The sequence below is a fragment of the Mesorhizobium sp. L-8-3 genome, from assembly GCF_016756615.1.
GTDB lineage: Bacteria > Pseudomonadota > Alphaproteobacteria > Rhizobiales > Rhizobiaceae.
Genome location: NZ_AP023262.1, coordinates 2,789,343 through 2,810,680, shown reverse-complemented (window position 1 = coordinate 2,810,680; position 21,338 = coordinate 2,789,343). Strand labels below are relative to the sequence as shown.

21 protein-coding genes are annotated in these 21,338 nt (G+C 62.9%); 9 read left to right on the top strand and 12 right to left on the bottom strand.

Going from position 1 to position 21,338, the window contains the following annotated elements:
* Nucleotides 1–103 precede the first annotated feature (103 nt).
* Nucleotides 104–1,024, top strand: coding sequence for a LysR family transcriptional regulator (locus JN302_RS13240; RefSeq protein ID WP_202333186.1), 921 nt, complete (start codon nt 104–106; stop codon nt 1,022–1,024).
* A gap of 89 nt (nt 1,025–1,113) precedes the next feature.
* On the opposite strand, the gene JN302_RS13235 is transcribed toward JN302_RS13240, so the two are convergent.
* A complete protein-coding gene (locus JN302_RS13235) occupies nt 1,114–2,034 on the bottom strand; it encodes a methylenetetrahydrofolate reductase (protein ID WP_202333185.1) in 921 nt (306 codons plus the stop codon).
* 552 nt (nt 2,035–2,586) lie between these two features.
* On the opposite strand from JN302_RS13235, the gene JN302_RS13230 reads away from it, so the two are divergent.
* The 6 genes from JN302_RS13230 to JN302_RS13205 are packed head-to-tail and all read left to right on the top strand — an operon-like array spanning nt 2,587 to nt 7,772.
* Entirely contained in the window at nt 2,587–3,546 is a 960-nt protein-coding gene (locus tag JN302_RS13230) for a VOC family protein (RefSeq protein WP_202333184.1), read from the top strand.
* Nucleotides 3,547–3,550: 4 nt separating this feature from the next.
* Entirely contained in the window at nt 3,551–4,279 is a 729-nt protein-coding gene (locus JN302_RS13225; RefSeq protein WP_202333183.1) for a PIG-L deacetylase family protein, read from the top strand.
* Nucleotides 4,279–4,950, top strand: a complete 672-nt coding sequence (locus JN302_RS13220; protein ID WP_202333182.1) for a 4-carboxy-4-hydroxy-2-oxoadipate aldolase/oxaloacetate decarboxylase — start codon at nt 4,279–4,281, stop codon at nt 4,948–4,950. The genes JN302_RS13225 and JN302_RS13220 overlap by 1 nt, the downstream gene beginning before the upstream one ends.
* Nucleotides 4,951–4,993: 43 nt before the next feature.
* Nucleotides 4,994–6,016: a 4-oxalomesaconate tautomerase gene (locus JN302_RS13215; RefSeq protein WP_244846648.1), complete on the top strand. Its 1,023-nt coding sequence runs from the start codon at nt 4,994–4,996 to the stop codon at nt 6,014–6,016.
* Nucleotides 6,017–6,051: 35 nt separating this feature from the next.
* Nucleotides 6,052–6,900, top strand: coding sequence for a formyltetrahydrofolate deformylase (gene purU / locus JN302_RS13210; protein WP_202333180.1), 849 nt, complete (start codon nt 6,052–6,054; stop codon nt 6,898–6,900).
* 8 nt (nt 6,901–6,908) lie between these two features.
* The gene (locus JN302_RS13205) at nt 6,909–7,772 is read left to right on the top strand and encodes an NAD(P)-dependent oxidoreductase (RefSeq protein WP_202333179.1); all 864 of its coding nucleotides are present in this window, start codon (nt 6,909–6,911) and stop codon (nt 7,770–7,772) included.
* Between the two features lie 54 nt (nt 7,773–7,826).
* On the opposite strand, the gene JN302_RS13200 is transcribed toward JN302_RS13205, so the two are convergent.
* Genes JN302_RS13200 through JN302_RS13185 form a run of 4 tightly spaced genes read right to left on the bottom strand, consistent with a single transcriptional unit; the run spans nt 7,827 to nt 10,077 of the window.
* Complete coding sequence (locus JN302_RS13200; RefSeq protein ID WP_202333178.1) at nt 7,827–8,150, bottom strand: YciI family protein; 324 nt, start codon at nt 8,148–8,150, stop codon at nt 7,827–7,829.
* A gap of 5 nt (nt 8,151–8,155) precedes the next feature.
* On the bottom strand, nt 8,156–8,998 hold the full coding sequence (locus JN302_RS13195; RefSeq protein ID WP_202312718.1) for a class III extradiol dioxygenase family protein: 843 nt from the start codon (nt 8,996–8,998) through the stop codon (nt 8,156–8,158).
* Complete coding sequence (locus JN302_RS13190) at nt 8,991–9,344, bottom strand: extradiol ring-cleavage dioxygenase (RefSeq protein ID WP_202312717.1); 354 nt, start codon at nt 9,342–9,344, stop codon at nt 8,991–8,993. Before JN302_RS13190 ends, JN302_RS13195 begins: the two co-directional genes overlap by 8 nt.
* The gene (locus JN302_RS13185) at nt 9,337–10,077 is read right to left on the bottom strand and encodes an alpha/beta fold hydrolase (RefSeq protein WP_244846310.1); all 741 of its coding nucleotides are present in this window, start codon (nt 10,075–10,077) and stop codon (nt 9,337–9,339) included. The genes JN302_RS13190 and JN302_RS13185 overlap by 8 nt, the downstream gene beginning before the upstream one ends.
* A gap of 175 nt (nt 10,078–10,252) precedes the next feature.
* Here JN302_RS13185 and JN302_RS13180 point away from each other — a divergent pair, with 175 nt between their 5' ends.
* Complete coding sequence (locus JN302_RS13180; RefSeq protein ID WP_202312716.1) at nt 10,253–10,987, top strand: GntR family transcriptional regulator; 735 nt, start codon at nt 10,253–10,255, stop codon at nt 10,985–10,987.
* A gap of 154 nt (nt 10,988–11,141) precedes the next feature.
* A complete protein-coding gene (gene ligM / locus JN302_RS13175; RefSeq protein WP_202333177.1) occupies nt 11,142–12,557 on the top strand; it encodes a vanillate/3-O-methylgallate O-demethylase in 1,416 nt (471 codons plus the stop codon).
* 94 nt (nt 12,558–12,651) lie between these two features.
* On the opposite strand, the gene JN302_RS13170 is transcribed toward ligM, so the two are convergent.
* The 7 genes from JN302_RS13170 to xdhB form a co-directional block, all read right to left on the bottom strand.
* Nucleotides 12,652–13,350: an ABC transporter ATP-binding protein gene (locus tag JN302_RS13170; RefSeq protein ID WP_202333176.1), complete on the bottom strand. Its 699-nt coding sequence runs from the start codon at nt 13,348–13,350 to the stop codon at nt 12,652–12,654.
* Nucleotides 13,350–14,096 carry an ABC transporter ATP-binding protein gene (locus JN302_RS13165; RefSeq protein WP_202333175.1) on the bottom strand — a complete coding sequence of 249 codons (747 nt, stop codon included), beginning with the start codon at nt 14,094–14,096 and terminating at the stop codon, nt 13,350–13,352. Before JN302_RS13165 ends, JN302_RS13170 begins: the two co-directional genes overlap by 1 nt.
* Nucleotides 14,093–15,124 carry a branched-chain amino acid ABC transporter permease gene (locus JN302_RS13160; RefSeq protein ID WP_202333174.1) on the bottom strand — a complete coding sequence of 344 codons (1,032 nt, stop codon included), beginning with the start codon at nt 15,122–15,124 and terminating at the stop codon, nt 14,093–14,095. Before JN302_RS13160 ends, JN302_RS13165 begins: the two co-directional genes overlap by 4 nt.
* On the bottom strand, nt 15,121–15,981 hold the full coding sequence (locus tag JN302_RS13155) for a branched-chain amino acid ABC transporter permease (protein WP_202333173.1): 861 nt from the start codon (nt 15,979–15,981) through the stop codon (nt 15,121–15,123). Before JN302_RS13155 ends, JN302_RS13160 begins: the two co-directional genes overlap by 4 nt.
* A 75-nt stretch (nt 15,982–16,056) precedes the next feature.
* Nucleotides 16,057–17,226: an ABC transporter substrate-binding protein gene (locus JN302_RS13150; RefSeq protein ID WP_202333172.1), complete on the bottom strand. Its 1,170-nt coding sequence runs from the start codon at nt 17,224–17,226 to the stop codon at nt 16,057–16,059.
* 605 nt (nt 17,227–17,831) lie between these two features.
* Complete coding sequence (gene xdhC / locus JN302_RS13145; RefSeq protein ID WP_202333171.1) at nt 17,832–18,812, bottom strand: xanthine dehydrogenase accessory protein XdhC; 981 nt, start codon at nt 18,810–18,812, stop codon at nt 17,832–17,834.
* A gap of 177 nt (nt 18,813–18,989) precedes the next feature.
* The gene (gene xdhB, locus JN302_RS13140) at nt 18,990–21,335 is read right to left on the bottom strand and encodes a xanthine dehydrogenase molybdopterin binding subunit (RefSeq protein ID WP_202333170.1); all 2,346 of its coding nucleotides are present in this window, start codon (nt 21,333–21,335) and stop codon (nt 18,990–18,992) included.
* Nucleotides 21,336–21,338 lie beyond the last annotated feature (3 nt).

Below are 21,338 nucleotides of genomic sequence, written 5' to 3'. Positions count from 1 at the left end.
TTACGTGCCGTGCCGCAAACGGAAAGACCGAAGCTGCGCGATGACTTTCAAAAAAAAATAAAAAATACTACCTTGCCGGCACGCGAAACGCAGCCGGGAACACATGGCCTATCTCGACAACATCGCCGTCTTTGTCCGCGTCGTGGAACTTGGCAATCTCTCGGCCGCCGGCCGCGACATGCGCATATCGCCGGCGGTCGCCTCCAACCGCATCAAGGAGCTGGAGAAACATCTCGGCGTGCGCCTCTTCAACCGTACCACGCGGCAATTGATGCCGACCGAGCACGGCACGGTTTTCTATTCCGGCGCCAAGCAGGTGCTGGAGGCGATCGTCGAGGCGGAAGCCGCGGTCAGCGCCCTGTCGGGCCAGCCGCGCGGCGCGATCCGCGTCACCGCTCCCCTCGGCCTCGGCCGCCGTTTCATCGCCTCGGGCATTCCCGACTTCCACGACAAATATCCCGATATCGAGGTCAGGCTTCGGCTTTCCGACCACAATGTCGACATCCTCAAGGAGGGCATCGACGTGGCTTTCCGGTTGGGCGTGATCGAGGATTCCAGCCTCAGGATGCGCGGCATCATGGAATGCGAGCGCGTGCTGGTCGCTTCACCCAAATATCTGGAAGCACGCGGCGTGCCTTCCGACCCCATAGAGCTGATCTCGAAGAAGCATGACTGCCTCATGCTGCGCTTTCCCGGATCGAAGGAGTTCTATTGGACGCTGAGGACGCCGGGCGGCCCGGCGAAATTCGAGGTGCATGGCCCCTTCGATTCCGACGACGGCGACGTTCTCACGGGCTGGGCGCTCGCCGGGCGCGGCATCGTCAACAAGCCCCGCTTCGAGGTGGAGCCCTTCATCCGCGACCGGCGCCTGAAGGTGATCCTGGAGGAGACCCCGCCGACGCCGGTGCAGTTCGCCGCCGTCTATCCACACAAGAAGCTGCAGGACCCGAAGGTGCGCCTGCTGCTCGACTTCATGGCCGACCGCTGCCAGCGGCTGATCCGGGATATACTGGCGGGGAAATGACGACGCGGTTTGCTCACGCCGGGAGAAAATGGCCTTACCCGAGAGTTGGAGCACGTCCGTAATCGCGCCTGTGGTTTTGTGTCCCTGGCTCAGGCGAAGACGGTGTCATTCTCGGCTGGGGCGTGGTTTCCCATCCATTCAGCACTCTTCTTGATGCCGCCCAGCGGGAAGACATGAAGTTTCCGGATCAGACCGCCTGGGTTGCGGGCAGTGTAATTCGCCAGGTCAGCGACGACCTCTGTCGGTTCATATGGAAGCAGAAGCCGGGTGACATCAAGGGCTCGCTTCTGCAGCACCTTCAGCGAGGGCCCTACGCCGCAGGAGATTGCGTATTTGATCAGCGTCTGCAGCTTGGCAGGCCCGGCAATGCCGACATGGATCGGTAGTGTGACGCCGGCCGCCTGAATTCGCTCCGCCCAGGTCGCCACGGAGCGTCCGTCGAAAGCGAACTGCGTCAATATGGCCATTTCCGCATCGGTCCGGGTTGAAAAATCCTCTTTCCAGAACAAGGCCCTATCCACATTTGCCGTCGACCCGTCGGAATCTATGTCGCGGTTGCCTTCCGGGTGGCCGGCAACATGCAGATGCGTGAAGCCATGACGGTCGAACAATCCACTCTCGATAAGCTGGATCGAACTGTCGAAAATACCTGAAGGCGTCGATGCGCCGCCGCCCAGCAGCAGTGCTTGCTTCACGTCGGCTTCACCGCGGTAGCGCTGGATCCAGTCTTCCAAGGTGTAGGCGTTGGGGATGCTGCGAGCCGGGAAGTGCGGCATCACAGGAAAACCTTCAGCGTTGAGCCGCTTTGCGGCCGCAACCATGTCCTCGATCGGTGTGCCTTCCAGGTGTGCGACATACACCCGGGTGCCGGCGGGCAGAATGCCCCTGAAGTCGTCGATCTTGGCCGCCGTTCTCGGCATCACTTCGATCGACCAGCCGTCGATCAAATCCGAAAAGGCCGGATTGGGGATTCGTGCGCTCGACCTGGCGGTGAAATTCAGAAAACCCATTCGCATCCTCCTGCGACACTCCTCAAAGCCGCAAGATGTATACATGACTCGAAAACGATTCTTCAAGCTGGCCTGACATTTAGAGAGAAAATAACGGAAACCTGCGCTTTTTCGCATTGCGCCACGCCGGGGGATGCCTCATAAAGAATACATTTCAAAGCCGCAGGGTGAGGGCAGACAGCGGGACGATTGCGGAATTGGAAGGGAGGAAGAAGCATGAAACGGATCGACAGGACTGCTCCTGCGTTATGCGTGCCGGATTGCTTCTGCATTGGGGGAGTTGAAGACCATTCCCAGGCGATGACCGCCGATGGGAACCGGGCGGTTTGCCGAACCAGGCTCAAGATATCGGGAACCTCGGTCTATCGGCCCGCAGCGGAACGAGATTGCCGGCGCGCGTGAGGGCTTGGGCATGCTCCTCGGGCACCCCAATGCAGTGCGATCGGAGATCCATCCCGGATCAGCCACACGGTATCGGGACTTCGAACGTATGCCTGACCGAGGAACCATGATCCAACCGTGCAATGACTTCATTTGCGGAAGGATGGCGCCATGACGGAGCCTTGTTATGATGTGGCCCATCTTGGCCATGTCGAACTCTATACCGACAGGTTCGAGGAGAGCCTGGACTTCTTCACAAGGGTCTATGGACTTAGCGCGAGCCTTGTCGAAGACGGCTGCGCCTATCTGCGCGCCTTCGACGACTACGAGTTCCACACCCTTAAGCTGACACGCCATCACACGACCGGTGTTGGCCATGTCGCATACCGGGCCGCATCACCGGAGGCGCTGGAGCGGCGCGTGGCAGCCATCGAGCAAATGGGCTGCGGCATCGGCTGGGTGGAAGGCGACGCTGGCCATGGTCGTGCCTATCGATTCACCGACCCGGATGGCCACATCTTTGAACTCTATTACGATACCCGGGTTTACGAGGCGCCGGACAACGAACGTCCCGCGCTGAAGAACATTGCCCAGCGCTATCATGGCCGCGGCGCCTGCCCGCGCAGGCTGGACCATCTCAACCTGCTCGCAGCAGACGTTTCCGCGATCCGCGATTTCATGACCCGGGCATTGGGCAGCCGGGTGACAGAACAAATCCAGCTCGACAATGGGCGTCTTGGCGGGTGCTGGTTCACTGTCAACAACAAAAGCTACGACATTGCCTATTCCGAGGATCACACCGGAACGAAAGGCCGCTTTCACCACGTCACCTATGCTGTCGACCAGCGCGAGGACATACTTCGGGCGGCCGACATCTTTCTCGAGAACGGCGTTCATATCGAAACCGGCCCCCACAAGCATGCGATCCAGGGCACGTTCTTCCTCTATGTCTGGGAGCCGGCCGGCAATCGGGTGGAACTTGCCAATGCCGGTGCGCGCCTGATCCTGCGGCCCGACTGGCCGACGGTGACCTGGACGGAGACCGAGCGGAAGAAAGGTCAGGCCTGGGGCCTGAAGACCATCGAAACATTCCATACCCATGGTACGCCCCCCGTGGGCAGGAAGGACTGAACTCATGGCAAAGACGGCACTCGTCATCAGCGCCCATTCCGCCGATTTCGTCTGGCGCTGCGGCGGCGCGATCGCCCTGCATCAGCAAAAGGGCTACGAGGTCACCGTGCTCTGCCTCTCTTATGGCGAGCGGGGCGAGAGCGCAAAGCTGTGGAAGAATCCGGGCATGACGCCAGAGAAAGTCAAGGCCGCACGGCGTGTGGAAGCGGAGAACGCGGCAAAGGCTCTGGAAGTCCATGACATCCAGTTCTTCGACCTCGGCGACTATCCGCTGGAAGTGGACCGCGAGGCGAAATACCGGATCGTCGACGTGATCCGCAAGGTTCAGCCCGAATTCATGTTGAGCCATTCGAAATGGGACCCCTACAACACCGACCACATGTATGCGACGCAGATCGCCATCGAGGCGCGTATGATCGCGCAGGCCTGGGGGCACAATCCTGGAGAAAAGGTGCTGGGCGCCCCGCAGCTCTATCTCTTTGAGCCGCATCAGACCGAGCAGATGGAGTGGAAGCCCGACGTCTTCCTGGACATCTCCAGCGTCTGGAACAAGAAATGGGCCGCCATCCAGTGCATGGAGGGCCAGGAACACCTCTGGCACTACTACAAGAACGTCGCCGAGAACCGCGGCAATCATTTCATGCGCAATTCCGGCGGCCAGTCCGGCGGCCGCAAGGCCACCCATGCCGAAGGCTTCCAGTCGGTGTTTCCGCGCACGGTGGATGAACTCTGATGGGCGTCGTGGTCCAGCATATCGCGCGCGCCGAGCAGTCCGTCATCGACCGGTTGGCCGCCTGCGGCGTTGCCACCGTTCATGAGGCGCAAGGACGCAAGGGACTTCTGGCGAGCTATATGCGGCCGATTCATCCGGGTGCGCGCCTGGCTGCGAGCGCCGTTACCATCTCGGCTCCTCCGGGAGACAACTGGATGGTTCATGTTGCCATCGAACAGTTGAAGCCCGGTGACGTTCTGTTGCTCGCGCCGACGAGCCCCTGCGAGGACGGCTATTTTGGCGACCTTCTGGCGACTTCGGCACAGGCACGCGGTTGCCGCGGCCTGATCATCGACGCAGGTGTACGCGACATTGCCGATCTGAGGGCGATGAACTTCCCGGTATGGTCGAAGGCCGTCTTTGCGCAGGGAACCGTGAAGGAGACGCTTGGATCGGTCAATGTGACGGTCGTCTGCGCCGGCGCATTGGTCAATCCGGGCGACGTCATCGTCGCCGACGATGACGGCGTCTGCGTCGTTCGCCGCGAGGAAGCCGAGAGCGTCGCCGGCAAGGCCGAGGCCCGTGTCGCGGCGGAAGAGGCCAAGCGGGTCAGGCTGGCGGCTGGAGAACTTGGCCTGGACATCTACAAGATGCGGGAGCGGCTGGCGGAGAAAGGGCTGAAATATGTCTGATCCTGCGCGGCGCGTGGTCGATCCGGCCGCCGGCGTACCCTGCATGTGGATGCGCGGCGGCACCTCCAAGGGCGGCTATTTCCTGGCGCACGAACTGCCTGAGGACCGAGATGGATTCTTGCTGCGCGCATTGGGGTCTCCCGACCCCCGCCAGATCGACGGCATGGGTGGAGCCGACCCGCTGACGTCCAAAGTCGCCGTGGTGAAAAGATCGCAAAGGCCCGGTGTCGACGTCGACTACCTGTTTCTGCAGATATTCGTCGACCAGCCTGTCGTTACGGATGGCCAGAACTGCGGCAACATCCTTGCGGGCGTTGGGCCGTTCGCGATCGAGCGTGGATTGGTGACCGCGAGGGAAGGCCAGACCGAAGTCCGTATCTACATGGAAAATACCGGCCAGGTCGCCACGGTACGGATCGAGACGCCCGGCGGACGCGTGAGCTATCAAGGGGATGCGCGTATCGACGGGGTTGCAGGCACAGCAGCACCCGTGCCGATCACCTTCGCCGATACGGCCGGTTCGAGCTGTGGCGCATTGCTTCCGACAGGGAATGCATCGGATGTCATCGACGGCATCGAATGCACCCTGATCGATAATGGCATGCCCTGCGTCGTCATGCGCGCTTCCGATCTTGGTGTCTCCGGCACCGAGACGCCCAAGGCGTTGGAAGCCGACGCAGAACTTCGAGCCAAGCTCGAAGCGATCCGCCTGACGGCAGGGCCGCTGATGAATCTCGGCGACGTGACCAACAAATCGGTACCGAAGATGACGATGGTTTCGGCTCCACGGGGCGGTGGCGCCATCGCAACGCGCACCTTCACGCCCTACCGCTGTCATGACGCGATCGGGGTTTTGGGCGCGGTCAGCGTCGCCACGGCATGCCTGTTGCCCGAAGGCCCGGCCGCCGAACTTGCAACTGTGCCGGAAGGCGGCGAAAAGCTCCTCTCCGTTGAACATCCCACCGGCGAGATGAGCGTGATTGCCACGGTTCGCGACGGGGTGGTCACGAATGCGGCGGTCTTGCGCACCGCCCGCAAGCTTTTCGACGGACACATATTTGGATGACAAGCGAGGATGCATCCCCGCGACAGAGAGGATTTATGGCCGACTACATATTGACCCTGCGCTGCATCAACAGACGTGGCATCGTCGCCGCCGTCGCCGGGCGCATCGCGCGCCACGGCGGCGACATTACCGAAGCAAATCAATTCGACGACCCCGAAACAGGCATGTTCTTCATGCGTGTCGCCTTCTCCATGGATGAGCCCGAGCAGGACTTCCGCGCGGCAATCGCCGAGGAGGAGAAGTCTTTCGGCCTCGATCTGGCGCTGCGGCCAGCCGGCCAGAAGCGCAAGGTCCTGCTGCTGGTTTCCAGGTTCGATCACTGTCTCGGCGATCTGCTCTACCGGATGCGGATTGGCGAGCTCAACATGGAAGTGGTCGGCATCGTCGGCAACCATCCGCGCGAAGCACTGAACCTGACGCTGATGGAGGGCATTCCCTACCACTATCTGCCCATCACCAAGGACACCAAGCCGCAGCAGGAAGCGCAGATTCGCGCGTTGATCGAGCAGAACGGGGTCGAGCTGGTGGTGCTGGCGCGCTACATGCAGGTGCTGTCCGACGAGTTCTCGGCCTACCTTTCGGGACGCTGCATCAATATCCATCACAGCTTCCTGCCGGGTTTCAAGGGCGCAAAGCCTTACCACCAGGCGCATGAGCGCGGCGTCAAGATGATCGGCGCCACGGCGCACTACGTGACCGGCGACCTCGATGAGGGGCCGATCATCTGCCAGGACGTGGAAGCGGTGAGCCATGCAGACACGCCCGACGCCCTTGTGCGCAAGGGCCGCGACATCGAGCGGCGGGTGCTGGCGCGCGCTGTTGGCTGGCATCTCGAAGACCGCGTCCTGCTCAACAAGCGCAAGACCGTCGTGTTCATGAATTAGGACGTACCATGAAGATCGGGTTCCTGGGTTATGGCGAGGCGGCGCGCGCCTTCCACGAGGGATTGAAAGATGCCGCCGCAGTCGTGCTGGCGCATGACATTCTGCTTCTTTCCGGCGACGAAGCGATGCGTGAGGCGATGTCCGCGCGCGGCGCCCAGGTCGCGGAAACGGCGGCAGCGCTCGGCGCTGCCGACCTGATCTTCAGCGCCGTGACCGCTGATCAGAGCCTGCTCGCCGTCCAGCCGCTCCTGCCGCATCTTGGGCCGGGGCACGTTTTCGTCGACATCAACTCCGTATCCCCGGAGCGCAAGCGCCAGACGGCAGCGGCCGTGGAAGCCGCCGGCGCGAACTATATCGATATGGCCGTGATGGCGCCTGTGCACCCACGCAAGCACCGGACCCCGGTACTGCTCGCCGGGCCTGCCGCCTCGCAGATGCTGCCGGAGTTTCTGGCGCTCGGTTTCACGGCAGAGATCGCCGGCGATGCGCCAGGTGCCGCGACCGCGATCAAGATGGTGCGTTCGGTCTTCGTCAAGGGGCTGGAAGCCATCACCGTCGAGGCCTTGCTTGCCGCTCGAGCCTCTGGCTGCTTCGACGAGATTCTCGCGTCGCTGTCGAGTTCGTATCCTGGCCTCGACTGGCCGCACTTCGCCGAATACCAGATGGAGCGCACGACGCGGCATGGACGCCGCCGGGCAGCGGAGATGCACGAGAGTGCGGCGACGCTGGACGCACTCGGCCTTCATGGGGGCCTGGCGGTGGCGATTGCCGCGGTCCAGGAACGGATGGGTGCCTGCGGCGTCACGTCGGAGCAGGGATTGAAGCCGACTGTCGATCACGTGCTCGCGCGCCGGCTGGCCAGGTCGCCGTAGGAGATTCCGTCTCCTGCCGATTTGCAGCGAGCCGCTGTGGCGGCTCGCCTTCGTTCAGCGCCGGATCGTCGTCATCGGGTCGGCGATGCGCGCCGCCTGGAAAGTGTCGGGAAGCGGGGTCAATTCGATGAATTGGACGACGCCGGCCCGGTGCAACGGATCTCCCTCGGCGAAGGCTTTCGCATCCTGGAGGCTCTCGGCCTCCAGGACGCCGAAATTGCCTATCTGCGCCCCACCTTCGTCGAGCAGGGCCGAGCCGATCAGGACCGATGCAAGACCTTCTCCGCCCGACTGCACCCAGGCACGATGTGCCGGCCGGTGTGTGTCGCGGGAGACATCCTGGCCCGGATGATGCAGACAACGCATGAGAAAGAACATACGCGTCAGCCTGCGTTTTCCAACACGACCATTCCAGCGCCCGTCATCGAGGCGGGGGCGTGGTAATGTTTGTGGATCAGGTCGACCTGCGGGTTCATTGCCGCCCGCATCACCAGCCACATGATCAGTTCGGCGCCCTCGGAGCCGAATTGCTCGACATAGTCTTCCCGAGTCATGGTGCGGTAGGGTTCCGGATCGGCAGCGATGCCATCCAGCCAGGCGCGGTCGGCGGCCTGGTTGATGAAGCCGGCCCTCGCGCCTTGAAGCTGATGCGACAGCCCTCCCGTGCCAAGGATCACGACGCGTTCGTCGCCGGGCCAGCTCTCGATCGCCTCGCGGAGCACTCCCCCCATCTCCCAGCAGCGTTGCGGGGTCGGGATGGGGTACTGGATCGTGTTGACCCAGATCGGCAGGACTTTCACCGGCCACGTCTGCGGACGGCCGAAGAACAGTTCCATCGGCACCTGCAGACCGTGGTCGACTTCAATCTCCCGGCAGACCATCGGATCGAAATGGCGCTCGACCAGCAGGTCGACGAAGTGCCAGGAGAAGTCGACAGCGCCTTCGAAAGTCGGGATGGCGCGTGGACCCCAGCCCTCGTCCACGGGCTGGTAGGTGTCGGCAACGCCCACAGCGAAGGTCGGAACGCGATCAAGGAAGAAAGTGTTGCCATGGTCATTGAAGATGACAACGGCAATGTCGGGTTTGGCCTCGCGCATCCATTCCTTGCCCGCTTCGTAGCCGTCGAAGAACGGCTTCCAGTCGGGCGTATCGCGCAGGCCCTTGTCCAGTGCTGCGCCGATAGAGGGAACATGGCTCGTTCCGATGCCGCCGATGATCTTAGCCATTGCGCCTTCTTCCCAGTCGTTCGTAGAGAAAATCGTCATGCGACATGCTTGCCTGCGCCGCGCCGATCTGGGTGATGGCAGTGGGGTCGACGGCCGAAATCTTCAAGATGAAGAACAGGTTGCCCCCCAGGCGCACCATTTCATGCCAGTCGCGCGACAGGACGGCCGTTTTTTCCTGGGCATTCAGGCCGAACCGGTCGAGATAGGCTTCCTCGTCCGCCTCGAAGGCGGCGCGGTTCTCCGCTCGACCGAGCCCCATGGCCATCTTGTTGATCCTGTAGCCGCGGATCGACCCTGCCCGGTCGAATAGCGGCGTGTCGGGAATCGCTGTCTTCTGCTCAGGCATTTGCCTCTCCAAATCTGCGATCGAGCCAGTCGGTGATGGCGGCTGTCACCTCGGCGGGACGCTCTACCGGCGCAAAATGACCAGCGTTTTCGATGACGGCCAGTTCCGCATCTGGCGCGATTTCGGCGATCTGCTGGTGCTGAGCGATCGGGCTCCAGCCGTCCTGGCGCGCCGCAACGAGCAGGATGGGACAGGTTATCTCGGCCAGATACGCGCTGGCGTCCGGTCGACCGAGGAGCGCGCGGATATGGCGCTCATGGATATGCGCGTCGGCACGGAGCACCATCGCTTTCAATTTGGAGACGAGCGCCGTGTCTGCCACGCGCGCCTGGTCGAGCATGGGAGGTAGCCAGGAATCCGCGAGAGCTTCCATGCTGCGATGCCCGAGCTCGATCATCTGCCGACGTTTGATCTCTTCACCTTCGCGCCGAGGATGGTGGCCGGTGTTGGCGAGCACCAGTCCGCGGACGCGAGCGGGAGCCAGACGCGCCATTTCCATAGCGATACGGCCGCCCATGGAATGCCCCACGGCGATGATGTCGCCTGAGGTCTCTCCAAGAAATTGCTCGGCCATCCCGGAGATGGAGGCGCCCGTCGATAGGTCCGCCGCGTGGGCGTGCATTCTTGCGGCGACGGCGTCGGCCAGCGACGCCCAGACAAGGGCGTCTGAAACAAGTCCCGGAATGAGTACGAGCGTTGTCACTTTGGTGGCCTCCAGCCCCAGCCACATCATAATGTATACATCGTGTCAACAAACGGCTACAATATTTCTCGCAGATACGCGCTTTCTGGTGTTCTCCGAGACAGAGATGGATACATGATTGGCTGGGATTGGCTGACTGCCTTAGGGGGCTTCGCTCGCTCCGGGGCCGGTGCTATAGCTGCATGCAGGGGAAAAGGGACTGCCGATGAAGATTAGCGAAGTCGCAACACATGGCCGTCGCGCGGTGATCGAGTTGCGGGAAAAGATCATCAGCGGCGAATTGCCGGGCGGCATGCGTCTTTTCGAGGTTCCTCTCGCCGAAACGCTCGACATTTCGCGTACACCTGTCCGCGAGGCGCTGTCGCGCCTTGCCGAGGAGGGCCTGCTGGACCGCCTGCCGAACGGCGGCTTTGTGGTGCGCAAATTCGGCTATGCCGATGTCGTCGACTCGATCGAACTGCGTGGCGTGATGGAGGGCACGGCGGCGCGACTTGCTGCGGAGCGCGGCGTTTCGCCGGAGGCGCTGGCGCGGATCAACGATATCGTTGTCCAGCTCGATTCCTGTTTCGGCCCCGGCCAGGACGAGGTCGATTTTGATACTTATTCCGACCTCAACGAGCGCTTCCATCTGGAACTCGCGGCATTGCCCGGCAGCGAGATCATTCGGCGCGAGGTGGAGCGCGCCAGCGCCCTCCCCTTTGCCTCGCCGTCGGCGTTCCTGCCGAACAAGACGGAGATCGTCGCCTTCCGCCGCTCCTTGTGGTCGGCACAGGAACAGCACCGGGCGCTTGTCCAGGCAATAGCCGCAAGGGAGGGTGCGCGTGCCGAAGCAATCGCACGCGAGCACGCGCGCACCGCTCGACACAACCTTGAATACATCTTCGCCAAGGACCCGGGCCTTCTCACAAAGATTCCGGGCCTCGCCCTGATCCACAGATAGAACGTCGATCATGAATACATGAGCGAGGCGACCTTGGTCGCCGCGTTCTCCTTTTGCCCCCCAAAGTTGGCGTTGCGGGAAGAAAGGCACTTGCATTCTCCGCCCCTATCGGCATGAATGTATACACTACGCTGATCCCAAGGGAGGAATCGATATGTCGTCACAAAGCCTTTCCCAGGTTTTGGAAAAGAATCGGAACATCGTGGAGCTTTTGCGCAGCTCCCAGACCGGCATGTATGTATACCCGGTGGTGACGGCGGAATTCTCGAACTGGCGCACGGAACAGGCAGCGTGGCGGAACTCCGCGGTCCTTTTCGATCAGTCGCACCACATGGATGAACTGATCGTCGAAGGCCCGGACGCGGAGAAATTCCTCGCCTATCACGGCGTCAACTCGTTTTCGAACTTCGGTCTCAACCGCGCAAAGCACTTCGTGCCGGTTACGCCGAACGGCCACGTCATCGGCGACCACATCATCTTCCGCGAGCGCGAGGACAAGTTCGTTCTCGTCGGCCGCGCGCCGACCTCCAACTGGCTGATGTTCTGCGCCGCCTACGGCAAGTGGAACGTTCGCATCAAGCATGACCCCCGCTCGCCCTCGCGGCCGGAAGGCGAGCGCGTGCTGCGCACCCACTATCGCTACCAGATCCAGGGCCCGGACGCGCCGAAGATCCTCGAGAAGATGAACGGCGGTCCCATCCCGGAGATCAAGTTCTTTCACGTCGACCGGATCAACATCGGCTCCAGGAAGGTGCAGGCCCTGCGCCACGGCATGTCGGGCGCGCCGGGCCTGGAAATCTGGGGGCCTTACGAGGACAAGAGCTACATCCTGTCCTGCATATTGGAGGCCGCCAAGGATGCCGGCGTCGATCTCGTCCGCTGCGGCAGCCGCGCCTACTCGACCAATACGCTGGAATCGGGCTGGATCCCCTCGCCGCTGCCGGGCATCTACACCGGTGACGGCATGCTCAAGGACTATCGCGACTGGCTCGGCGCCGACTCCTACGAGGCCACCGGGGCCATCGGCGGCAGCTTCGTCTCCAACAACATCGAGGACTATTACGTCAATCCGTTCGAGCTCGGCTACGACTTCTACATCGGCTGGAAGAAGGATGACTTCGTCGGCAAGGCCGCGCTCGAAAAGATGAAGGGCCAGGAGAACCGCAAGAAGGTGACGTTCGAGTGGAATGCCGAGGACGTCGTCGAGGTCATCGCCTCGGCATTCCGTCCCGGCGAGGAACACTACAAATGGATCGACTTCCCGCAGCCGAACTACGCCTCCACCAGCGCCGATATGGTGCTGCGCAACGGCAAGATGGTCGGTATGTCGATGTTCAACGGCTACAGCTTCAACGAGCGCTGCATGCTGTCACTGGGCATCGTCGATCAGGACGTCCAGGAAGGCGACGTTCTGACGCTGGTCTGGGGCGAGCCGAACGGCGGTTCGAGCAAGGCTTCGATCGAGCGTCCGCACAAGCAGGCGGAGATCCGCGTCCGCGTTTCACCGACGCCTTACGCCCGCGAAGCGCGCGAAAACTACGCCGACAGCTGGCGCACCAAGAAGGATTGATCCTTCAAGGCCGGACAAGGAAATGGCGCCCTCGGGCGCCATTTTTCGTACGACTGGCCAGCCGTTGGGGCGCGCCCCACGCCGCTTCGACGCGTCAAACGCTCAGATGCGCATCCAGCGTTTCCGGTGAAGCCAGCAACGCCTCGGCGGTGTTGCGATAGACGACGCTGCCGCGCTCGAGCACGATCACGTCGTCGGTCAAGGGCAGTACCTTGCGCGCCTTCTGTTCGACGATGATCGCCGACATGCCTTCGCCCGTGACGACGCCCCGCAGGGCGGCCAGAAGCTCATCGACGATGATTGGCGCGAGGCCTTCCAGCGGCTCGTCCAGCAGCAGGATCTTCGGGTTCAGCATCAGCGCGCGGCCGACGGCCAGCATCTGCTGTTCGCCACCCGAAAGCTGGTTGCCAAGATTGCGCCTCCGCTCCTTCAGGCGCGGGAACATCCCGTACACGCGCCCGAGGTCCCAGCCCCCCGGCCGGGCCGTGGCAGTGAGGTTTTCCTCGACGGTGAGCGACCTGAAGATGTTGCGCTCCTGCGGCACCCAGCCAATGCCCAACGGCGCGCGCCGCTCCGCCGACAGGCGGCTGACGTCGCGCCCATGGAGCCTGATCGTGCCCGCGTGATAGGTCGTCACGCCGACGATCGTGTCGAGCAGTGTCGTCTTTCCCGCGCCGTTCCTGCCGAGAAGGGCGAGCGACTTGCCTTCCTCGAGCGTCAGGTCGACCTTGGCAAGAACTTGTGCCTCCCCATATCCGGCGACCAGGCGCTCGATGCGCAGAAGTTCCGGCATCACGCATCCTCCCCGAGATAGATGGCCTTGACCTGAGCGTCCTTCGAAATCTCGCCGACGGTCCCTTCCGCGAACAGGGCTCCCGCGACCAGCACCGAGATGCGATCCGCAAACGAAAAGACGAGGTCCATGTCATGCTCGATGAGCACCACGGTCACATCGGCCGGCAATTCCCTCACGATTCCGAGCACCTCGTGCCGTTCCTCTTCCGGCACGCCGGCGGCGGGTTCGTCGAGAAGCAGGACTTTGGGGCGCGTGGCGATCGCGAGCGCGATCTCGAGCAGGCGCTGCTTGCCATAGGGAAGAAGCGTGGTGGCCGTGGCCATCACGTCGGCCAGCCGGAAGCGCTCCAGCAGGGCGGCTGCTTCGTCGGCGACCTCGCGGTCGGCCGACAGGGGGCGCCAGGCAATCCGGCCATGCCCCTTGCGCTCGCCAATCGCCAGCATCATCGAGTCGAGCGGCGTGAAGTCACCGAACAGCTGGTTGATCTGAAAGGTACGCGAAAGGCCGCGCCCCACGCGTGCGTGGGCGGGCAAGGCGGTGATGTCCTCTCCGCCGAGCAGGATCTGGCCGCCATTGGGCGCAAGCACGCCGGTCAGCAGGTTGATGAGCGTCGTCTTGCCGGCGCCGTTCGGGCCGATGAGGGCATGACGCGCGCCCTGCGTGATGCTGAGCGAGACATCGTTGGTGGCGACAAAACCGCCGAAGCGCTTGACCAGGTTGAGGGTTTCCAGCGCCGGTATCATTTGTTCTTCCCCACGGCCACCCGGACATTGACCAAACGGCTGACGGCAGAACCGGGCAGGAAGGTCTGCCAGCGGCTGATGCGCTCGCGTCCGACCAGCACGATGATGACCAGAATCAGGCCGATCCAGAACATCCAGTATTGCGGCGTGACGACCGACAGCCAGTCGCGCAGGACCGAGAAGAGGACCGCGCCGAGTACACCGCCATACAGATAGCCGACACCGCCGATCACCAGAACCAGCAGCACGTCCGCCGAGCGGGAGAAGGCGAGCACGTCGGGGGAGACGAAACTTGTCGTATGGGTGAGCAATGCACCGGCGATGCCGGCGTAGGCCGCCGCGATCGTATAGATCACAACGATGCGCCGCGTCGGCGAAACGCCAAGCATCGAAGCGCGCATCGGATTGCGCTTGATCGCCTTCAGCGACAAGCCAAAGGGCGAATGCACGATGCGACGGGCGACCAGGGTCAGGACCATGAGTACGACGAGGGCGTAGATATAGGCGTTGCGCCCCCACAGGTCGAACTCGAACACGCCCAGGATCGGCGTGATCATGACTCCGCTGAGGCCATTGGCGCCGCCGGTCAGCCACGCGACCTGATTCGCCACTTCGGCCAGCATCATGGCGACACCAAAGGTTGTCATGAGCCTTGTCAGATCCGAGCCGCGCAACACGAGGAAGCTGGTGGCGAATCCAAAGGCACCGCTGGCCAATCCTGCCACAAGCAAGCCGGTTACGGGCTCGGAGAAACAATGCTTGGCAAACAGGCCCGCGACATAGGCGCCGAGACCAAAGAACGCAGCGTGGCCGAGGGAGACGATGCCGGCATAGCCAAGGATCAGGTCGAGCGACACCGCAAACAACGCCAGGATCGCTATTTCCGTGAGGATCAGCGACTTCGACGGGAGAATGAATATCATCGCTATGGCCGCGAGCCACAGAGCGACTTCCCAGATCTGCCAACGACCGGAGCGTTGAAGCAGGGCGATCGCCTCCCTGCCAGGGTTCATATTGTCGCCGCTCATCGTCCTCCCTCCCGGGAAAACAGTCCATGCGGCCTGAGGATCAGGACCAGGACCATGACGGCATAGATGATGAAGGCGCCGAGCTGGGGCACGTAATATTTGCCGGCGACATCGGCGATGCCCAGAAGCAGCGCGGCGACAAACGGCCCGGTGATCGAGGAAGTGCCCCCTACGGTAACGACAATCATGAAATAGATCAGGAACTTGAGCGGGAAATTGGGATCGAGACCGAGAATTTCGGTGCCGAGCGCGCCACCCAGGCCGGCAAGGCCCGAGCCGAGTGCGAAGGTCAGTGTGAAGATGACCGAGACGTTGATGCCGAGACCCCGGGCCACCCGGCCGTCATCGACGGCGGCACGGAGCTGGCTGCCCAGGCGGGTCCGAGTCAGGGCAAGCTGCAACACCGCCGCAAGAATCGCGCAGATGAGGACGATGAACAGCCGGTAGCGGCCGATGCCGATGCCGAACATTTCGAAGCGGCCCCTCAGTTCCGGGGGCAGGTTGATCAGTTGCTGCTGGCCGCCGACGAAATAGTCGATCGCCGCGATCGACATGAAGACCAGTCCGATCGAAAACAGCACCTGATCGAGATGCGAGGCCTTGTAGAGTCTGCGGTACAGCGTGCGCTCGAGCGCTGCGCCAATCGCGGCAACCGCGAGGAACGCCACCGGCAGGCACCAGTAGAACGAGATGCCGAAATGGTTCATCATGATGACGGTGATGTAGCCGCCGGCCATGGCGAAGGCGCCGTGCGCCAGGTTGACGAAATTCATCAAGCCCAGCGTGATCGACAATCCGCAGGCAAGAACAAACAGAAGCATCCCATAGGCGATGCCGTCGAACAGGATTGTCAGCATGGCTTCCAACTTCCTCGTGCGCGGCGGAAGCATGTTCCGCCGCGCATTTCCCGCAGTGTGGCTTGTCGAATTGCCTCACTGGGCGGGAGCGTTGGGATCTCTGACCTTCTCGTAGGTCGCGAACTCGACGTTATACAGCTCGCCGTCCACTTCCTTGACCTCACGGATGTAGATGTCCTGCACCACGTCGCGGGTCGCCGGATCGATCGACATCGGGCCACGCGGGCTGGTCCAGGACATGCCCTTCATCGCCTCGACCAGCTTCGTTCCGTCGGTATCGCCGCCGGTGGCCTTGAGCGCCTCATAGGCCAGATGCATGGCATCGTAGCCGCCCACGGACATGAAGTTGGGGCGCATATTGTTATTGGCCCTGCGGACTTCTGCAACATAGGCCTTGTTTTCGGGGCTGTCGTGGTTGGCGGAATAGAAATGCCCTGTGATGACGCCAACGGCCGGCTCGCCGATCGCGTTGAGCAGATCGTCGTCCGTTACATCGCCCGTGGCGATCAGCTTGATCCCGGCTTCGGCCAGGTTGCGGTCCGCGAACTGCTTCATGAACAGCGAGCCAACGCCCGATGGCACGAAAACGAAGATGGCGTCCGGCTTGGCGTCGCGTACGCGCTGCAGAAAGGGTGCGAAATCAGGGTTCTGCAACGGCACTCGGACAGCTTCGACGATCTCGCCGCCTTCCTTCTTGAACTGGTCGGTGAAACCCTTCTCGATATCGTGGCCCGGGCCGTAGTCCGTCACAAGCGTCACCACCCGCTTGAGCCCGTTCTGGGCGGCCCAGATGGCCACCGGCACGGCCGACTGTGGTCCGGCCATGCTTGCGCGGACAAAATAGTCCGACTGCGCCATGATCGCCGAGGTCGTGGCCGACGTGATGATTGCCGGGACCTTCGCCTGGTTGAGCACGGGGGCAACCGACATTGCCAGCGGCGTCAGCCCAAAGCCAACGAGCATCTTCGCATCCTCATTGACCACCAGTTCCTGAGCGATGCGGCGGGTCTGGTCGGCCGTGCCTGCATCGTCACGCAACACGAGCTCGATCTTCTTGCCGGCTACCTCGTCGCCATGCAGCGCCATATAGGCGCGTACGCCGGCCTCGACCTGACGGCCAGTCGACGCGAAGGGTCCCGTCATGGGCAAGATCAAGCCGATCTTGACTGTTTCCTGCGCATAGGCAGGCGCGCTCGCCAGCAGCGACAACATCGTGCCGGCGACAAATAACCTTCTGGAAATCATGTATACTCCTCCCTTTGATTGGACCCACATCTTCGTTCCGGAGATGTGCCCGAAATTTCCTTGCTTCTCCTAACTCTCAAGAGAAAATTGGTGGAAATGCGAAAACCGAACCGTGAACAGGATGTATACATATATCTCGCATCCGTACAAGTGACGAGGCCATCCTCATCAGCCTGAAAAGCGTGAGCGGTACCCGGTAGGCAGTCATGTGCCATTTTTGAGGGCCAGCCGAGCCAGCAATCGACCAAGAACCCTGGTGCCCTTGGCTTCAGGCAAAGTGGCTTCGGCAGCGGGAGCGGTACCGATCACCTTTTTCACTCCAACGGTCGACGAGATCAACCTTTGGAGTGAAAACGCGGCCCGGAGGGACTGCGCCGCCGTTTGAGGCCGCGTGGGCGGCAGCACCCACGCCCACTGCATGTATCAACATCCAGTGCCATTGATATCAATCGTCCGTGCGAAGTCTGGCTGGATCAACGCGGGGATGCCGGACTGAGCATGAGAACTCGAAATGCGCCGCAGCGGAGTATCTGGCTGGATCTATGGTTTGGCCTTTGTTTGCCATTTGGCCGCCATGATGGTCTGCATCAGCGGTCAATCAAATGTCACAGCGACGGAATTTGAGCCGCCGCCTTGCCCGACAGCAGCGCCGTCATGATCTCGGCCGCCGCGAGAGCAGCGATCACGGCGGGGCGCTTGTCCTTCACCGTTCCGCCGCCGATCGGCGAGACCAGCCGGGCAAGGCCTTTTTCGGTGCCGCCAGCCGTCTTCAAATACCAGCTCTTGAAGGTCGCCTTCTTGGTCTTCGAGCCGATCATGCCGACATAGGCCGCGTCGTCGCGCTTCAACGCCTCGGCCACGATCAGGAAGTCGAGCGCATGGTCATGCGTGAGCACCACAAAAGCCGCACCCACCGGCGCCTCGCGCACCATCTCCTCGGGCATCGGCGTGAGCCGCGTCGTCACCGGGTCGGGCATCGACTCCAGAGCGTCAGCCCGCGTTTCGACCACGATCGTCTCGACCGGTAAGAGAGCGAAGGCGGAGGCGAGCGAAAGGCCGACATGGCCACCGCCGAAGACATAGACATGCGGCCGGCGCGCGTCTTCGGCCTCGGCGTCCCGGATCAGTTCCTGCCGCAGCGCCTCGTCGATCGGCCGGATGCCGACCGCCACGCGCCCGCCGCAGCATTGCCCGATCTCGGGACCGAGCGGGATATCGAGCATGATGGCGGCCATTCCAACTTGACGCTGCCCCGCATCCGCCCTTCGGGCACCGTCTCCCCGTGAACGGGGAGACGGACCGGGCGGAGACACCTCCCCGCTGACGGCGAGAGCGTCGGAAGCGGCGTCCATACCCGCTTCGGCGGCGAGCATGGGAGCCCGCTCCTTCAGCATCGCCCGAGCCTTGTCGATGGCCATGAATTCGAGCTGGCCGCCGCCGATGGTGCCGAAGATGGCCGCGGGCGACACCAGCATCCGGGCGCCCTTCTCGCGCGGCGTCGAGCCCTTCGCCTCGGCCACCTCGACCAGCGCCGCCACCGGCGAGGCGGCGAGGAAAGCAATGAGGCTGCGGGCGGTAGCGGTCATGACGAGGCCACCATACGACTATGGCGATTGGCGGCGCGGTCGCCGCAAGCAGTCTCTCCCCGTCCTTCACGGGGAGAAGTCCGACGGCCGCAACCACTCGGCCAATCACCGGCAGGCCAGAGGGGGGTCTCCACGAGCATCGCCATCTCCAATAGATAGTACGGCGATCGGACCTTGCTACTTCGCAGCTTCGGCGTGCAGCTCTTCTATCGCCATCAGCACACGTTCCGGCGTCGCCGGCGCGTCGAGCCGGGGACAGATCCTGTGGTCGGCCACGCTCGCCACCGCGTCGGACAGCGCATGCAGCACCGACATGCCCAGCATGAGGGGCGGCTCGCCCACGGCCTTCGAGCGGTGGATGGTCGGCTCGTGATTTTCCGGCCAGTCGGCAAGGGTCACGTTGAACACCTTGGGCCGGTCCGAGGCGAGCGGGATCTTGTAGGTCGAGGGCGCATGCGTCCTGAGCCGGCCCTTGTCGTCCCACCACAATTCCTCCGTGGTCAGCCAGCCCACGCCCTGGACGAAGCCGCCTTCGACCTGGCCGAGATCGATCGCCCGGTTCAGCGAGCGCCCGGTCTCGTGCAGTATGTCGGTGCGCTCGATCATATATTCGCCCGTCAGCGTGTCGACCGAGACCTCCGAGCAGGACGCGCCATAGGCGAAATAATAGAAGGGATGCCCCTCGCCCTTGTCGCGGTTCCAATGGATTTTCGGCGTCTTGTAGAAGCCGGCCGCGGAGAGCTGGATGCGGGCAAAATAGGCCTGCCTCACCAGTTCGGCGAAGGGAATCTCCTGGTTGCCGATCCGCACCCGGTTGGGCAGGAACACGACCTGGTCGGCCGGCACCTGGAACTTGTCGGCGGCGAAATCGGCGAGCCGCTTGCGGATCTGCCGCGCCGCGTTCTGCGCGGCCATGCCGTTGAGATCGGAACCGGACGAAGCAGCCGTAGCCGATGTGTTCGGCACCTTGCCCGTCGTCGTGGCGGTGATCTTGACCTTGTCGAGATCGATCTGGAACTCTTCGGCCACCACCTGCGCGACCTTGAGATAGAGCCCCTGCCCCATCTCGGTGCCGCCATGGTTGAGATGCACCGATCCGTCCGTATAGACATGCACCAGCGCGCCGGCCTGGTTGTAGTGGGTGGCGGTGAAGGAGATGCCGAACTTGACGGGCGTCAGCGCCAGGCCCCGCTTGACGATGCGGCTGTTATTGTTGAAGGCCGCGATCTCCCGCCGGCGTCGCGCATAGTTCGAGCTCTCCTCGAGTTCGGCGACGATGCGGTGGATGATGTTGTCCTCGACCTTCTGGTGATACGGCGTCACGTTGCGGTCGGTGGTGCCGTAGAAATTCCGCTTGCGGATGTCGAGCGCATCCTTGCCTGTGGCGAATGCAATCTCGTCGATGACGCGTTCGGCCGCTACCATGCCCTGCGGGCCGCCGAAACCACGGAAGGCGGTGTTCGACACGGTGTTGGTGTAGAGCGGCGCCGAGCGGGCATGGACGTTCGGATAGAAATAGGCGTTGTCGCAGTGGAACAGCGCCCGGTCGGTCACAGGGCCCGACAGATCCGAGGAGAAGCCGCAGCGCGCCGCATAGCTGTAGTCGACGCCGAGGATGTTGCCTTCGTCGTCGAAGCCGACCTCATAGTCGACCAGGAAATCGTGCCGCTTGCCTGTTGCCGTCATGTCGTCGTCGCGGTCCGGCCGGATCTTCACGGCGCGGCCGAGCTTCTTGGCGGCGATCGCGGCGAGCGCGGCGAACTGGTTCGACTGGGTCTCCTTGCCGCCGAAGCCGCCCCCCATGCGCCGGATCTCGACCGTGACCGCATGGCTCGGCACGCCGAGCGCATGCGCCACCATATGCTGGACCTCGCTCGGATGCTGGGTCGAGGAATAGACGGTGACGTCGTGGTCCTCGCCGGGAATGGCGAGCGCGATATGGCCTTCGAGATAGAAATGGTCCTGGCCGCCGATCCGCATCTTGCCTTTCACGCGGCGCGGCGCCTTGGCGATGGCCTCGCCGGCGTCGCCGCGCTTCAGCGTGAGCGGCGGAGTGACCAGCTTGTCCTTGTCAGGATCGAGCCCGCCGATGTCGATGATGGCGGGCAACTCCCTGTATTTGACAACAGCCAGCCGGCAGGCGCGGCGCGCCTCCTCGCGGGTCCCGGCGATGACCGCAAAGATCGGCTGGCCGTGGAACTGCACCTTGCCGTCGGCCAGCACGGGCTCGTCATGGCGTCCGGTCGGCGAAATGTCGTTTTCGCCCGGCACGTCCTTCGCCGTCAGCACGCAGACGACGCCGGGCGCGGCTCGCACCGCGGCGAGGTCCATCTTGCGGATGGTGCCATGCGCGACGGTCGCGAGACCGAGGCAGCCGTGGAGCGTGCCGGAAGGCTCGGGCATGTCGTCGATATAGACGGCTTCTCCGGACACATGCTTGTGGGCCGAGTCGTGGCGCTGGTCGTTACCGACCCCGCCGGTGATCTTCGCCGCTTTCAGGTCGACTGCCGCGTGCTTGTTCATCGC

Bases quoted from the DNA above. Each gene is read 5' to 3' on its own strand.
- JN302_RS13160 (WP_202333174.1), bottom strand. From the start codon at position 15,124: ATGAGCGGCGACAATATGAACCCTGGCAGGGAGGCGATCGCCCTGCTT.
- JN302_RS13150 (WP_202333172.1), bottom strand. From the start codon at position 17,226: ATGATTTCCAGAAGGTTATTTGTCGCCGGCACGATGTTGTCGCTGCTG.
- xdhB (WP_202333170.1), bottom strand. From the start codon at position 21,335: ATGAACAAGCACGCGGCAGTCGACCTGAAAGCGGCGAAGATCACCGGC.
- ligM (WP_202333177.1), top strand. From the start codon at position 11,142: ATGTCGTCACAAAGCCTTTCCCAGGTTTTGGAAAAGAATCGGAACATC.
- JN302_RS13170 (WP_202333176.1), bottom strand. From the start codon at position 13,350: ATGCCGGAACTTCTGCGCATCGAGCGCCTGGTCGCCGGATATGGGGAG.
- JN302_RS13235 (WP_202333185.1), bottom strand. From the start codon at position 2,034: ATGGGTTTTCTGAATTTCACCGCCAGGTCGAGCGCACGAATCCCCAAT.
- JN302_RS13200 (WP_202333178.1), bottom strand. From the start codon at position 8,150: ATGTTCTTTCTCATGCGTTGTCTGCATCATCCGGGCCAGGATGTCTCC.
- JN302_RS13190 (WP_202312717.1), bottom strand. From the start codon at position 9,344: ATGCCTGAGCAGAAGACAGCGATTCCCGACACGCCGCTATTCGACCGG.
- JN302_RS13220 (WP_202333182.1), top strand. From the start codon at position 4,279: ATGGGCGTCGTGGTCCAGCATATCGCGCGCGCCGAGCAGTCCGTCATC.
- xdhC (WP_202333171.1), bottom strand. From the start codon at position 18,812: ATGACCGCTACCGCCCGCAGCCTCATTGCTTTCCTCGCCGCCTCGCCG.
- JN302_RS13225 (WP_202333183.1), top strand. From the start codon at position 3,551: ATGGCAAAGACGGCACTCGTCATCAGCGCCCATTCCGCCGATTTCGTC.
- JN302_RS13185 (WP_244846310.1), bottom strand. From the start codon at position 10,077: ATGATGTGGCTGGGGCTGGAGGCCACCAAAGTGACAACGCTCGTACTC.
- JN302_RS13165 (WP_202333175.1), bottom strand. From the start codon at position 14,096: ATGATACCGGCGCTGGAAACCCTCAACCTGGTCAAGCGCTTCGGCGGT.
- JN302_RS13180 (WP_202312716.1), top strand. From the start codon at position 10,253: ATGAAGATTAGCGAAGTCGCAACACATGGCCGTCGCGCGGTGATCGAG.
- JN302_RS13205 (WP_202333179.1), top strand. From the start codon at position 6,909: ATGAAGATCGGGTTCCTGGGTTATGGCGAGGCGGCGCGCGCCTTCCAC.
- JN302_RS13155 (WP_202333173.1), bottom strand. From the start codon at position 15,981: ATGCTGACAATCCTGTTCGACGGCATCGCCTATGGGATGCTTCTGTTT.
- JN302_RS13195 (WP_202312718.1), bottom strand. From the start codon at position 8,998: ATGGCTAAGATCATCGGCGGCATCGGAACGAGCCATGTTCCCTCTATC.
- JN302_RS13215 (WP_244846648.1), top strand. From the start codon at position 4,994: ATGTGGATGCGCGGCGGCACCTCCAAGGGCGGCTATTTCCTGGCGCAC.
- purU (WP_202333180.1), top strand. From the start codon at position 6,052: ATGGCCGACTACATATTGACCCTGCGCTGCATCAACAGACGTGGCATC.
- JN302_RS13230 (WP_202333184.1), top strand. From the start codon at position 2,587: ATGACGGAGCCTTGTTATGATGTGGCCCATCTTGGCCATGTCGAACTC.
- JN302_RS13240 (WP_202333186.1), top strand. From the start codon at position 104: ATGGCCTATCTCGACAACATCGCCGTCTTTGTCCGCGTCGTGGAACTT.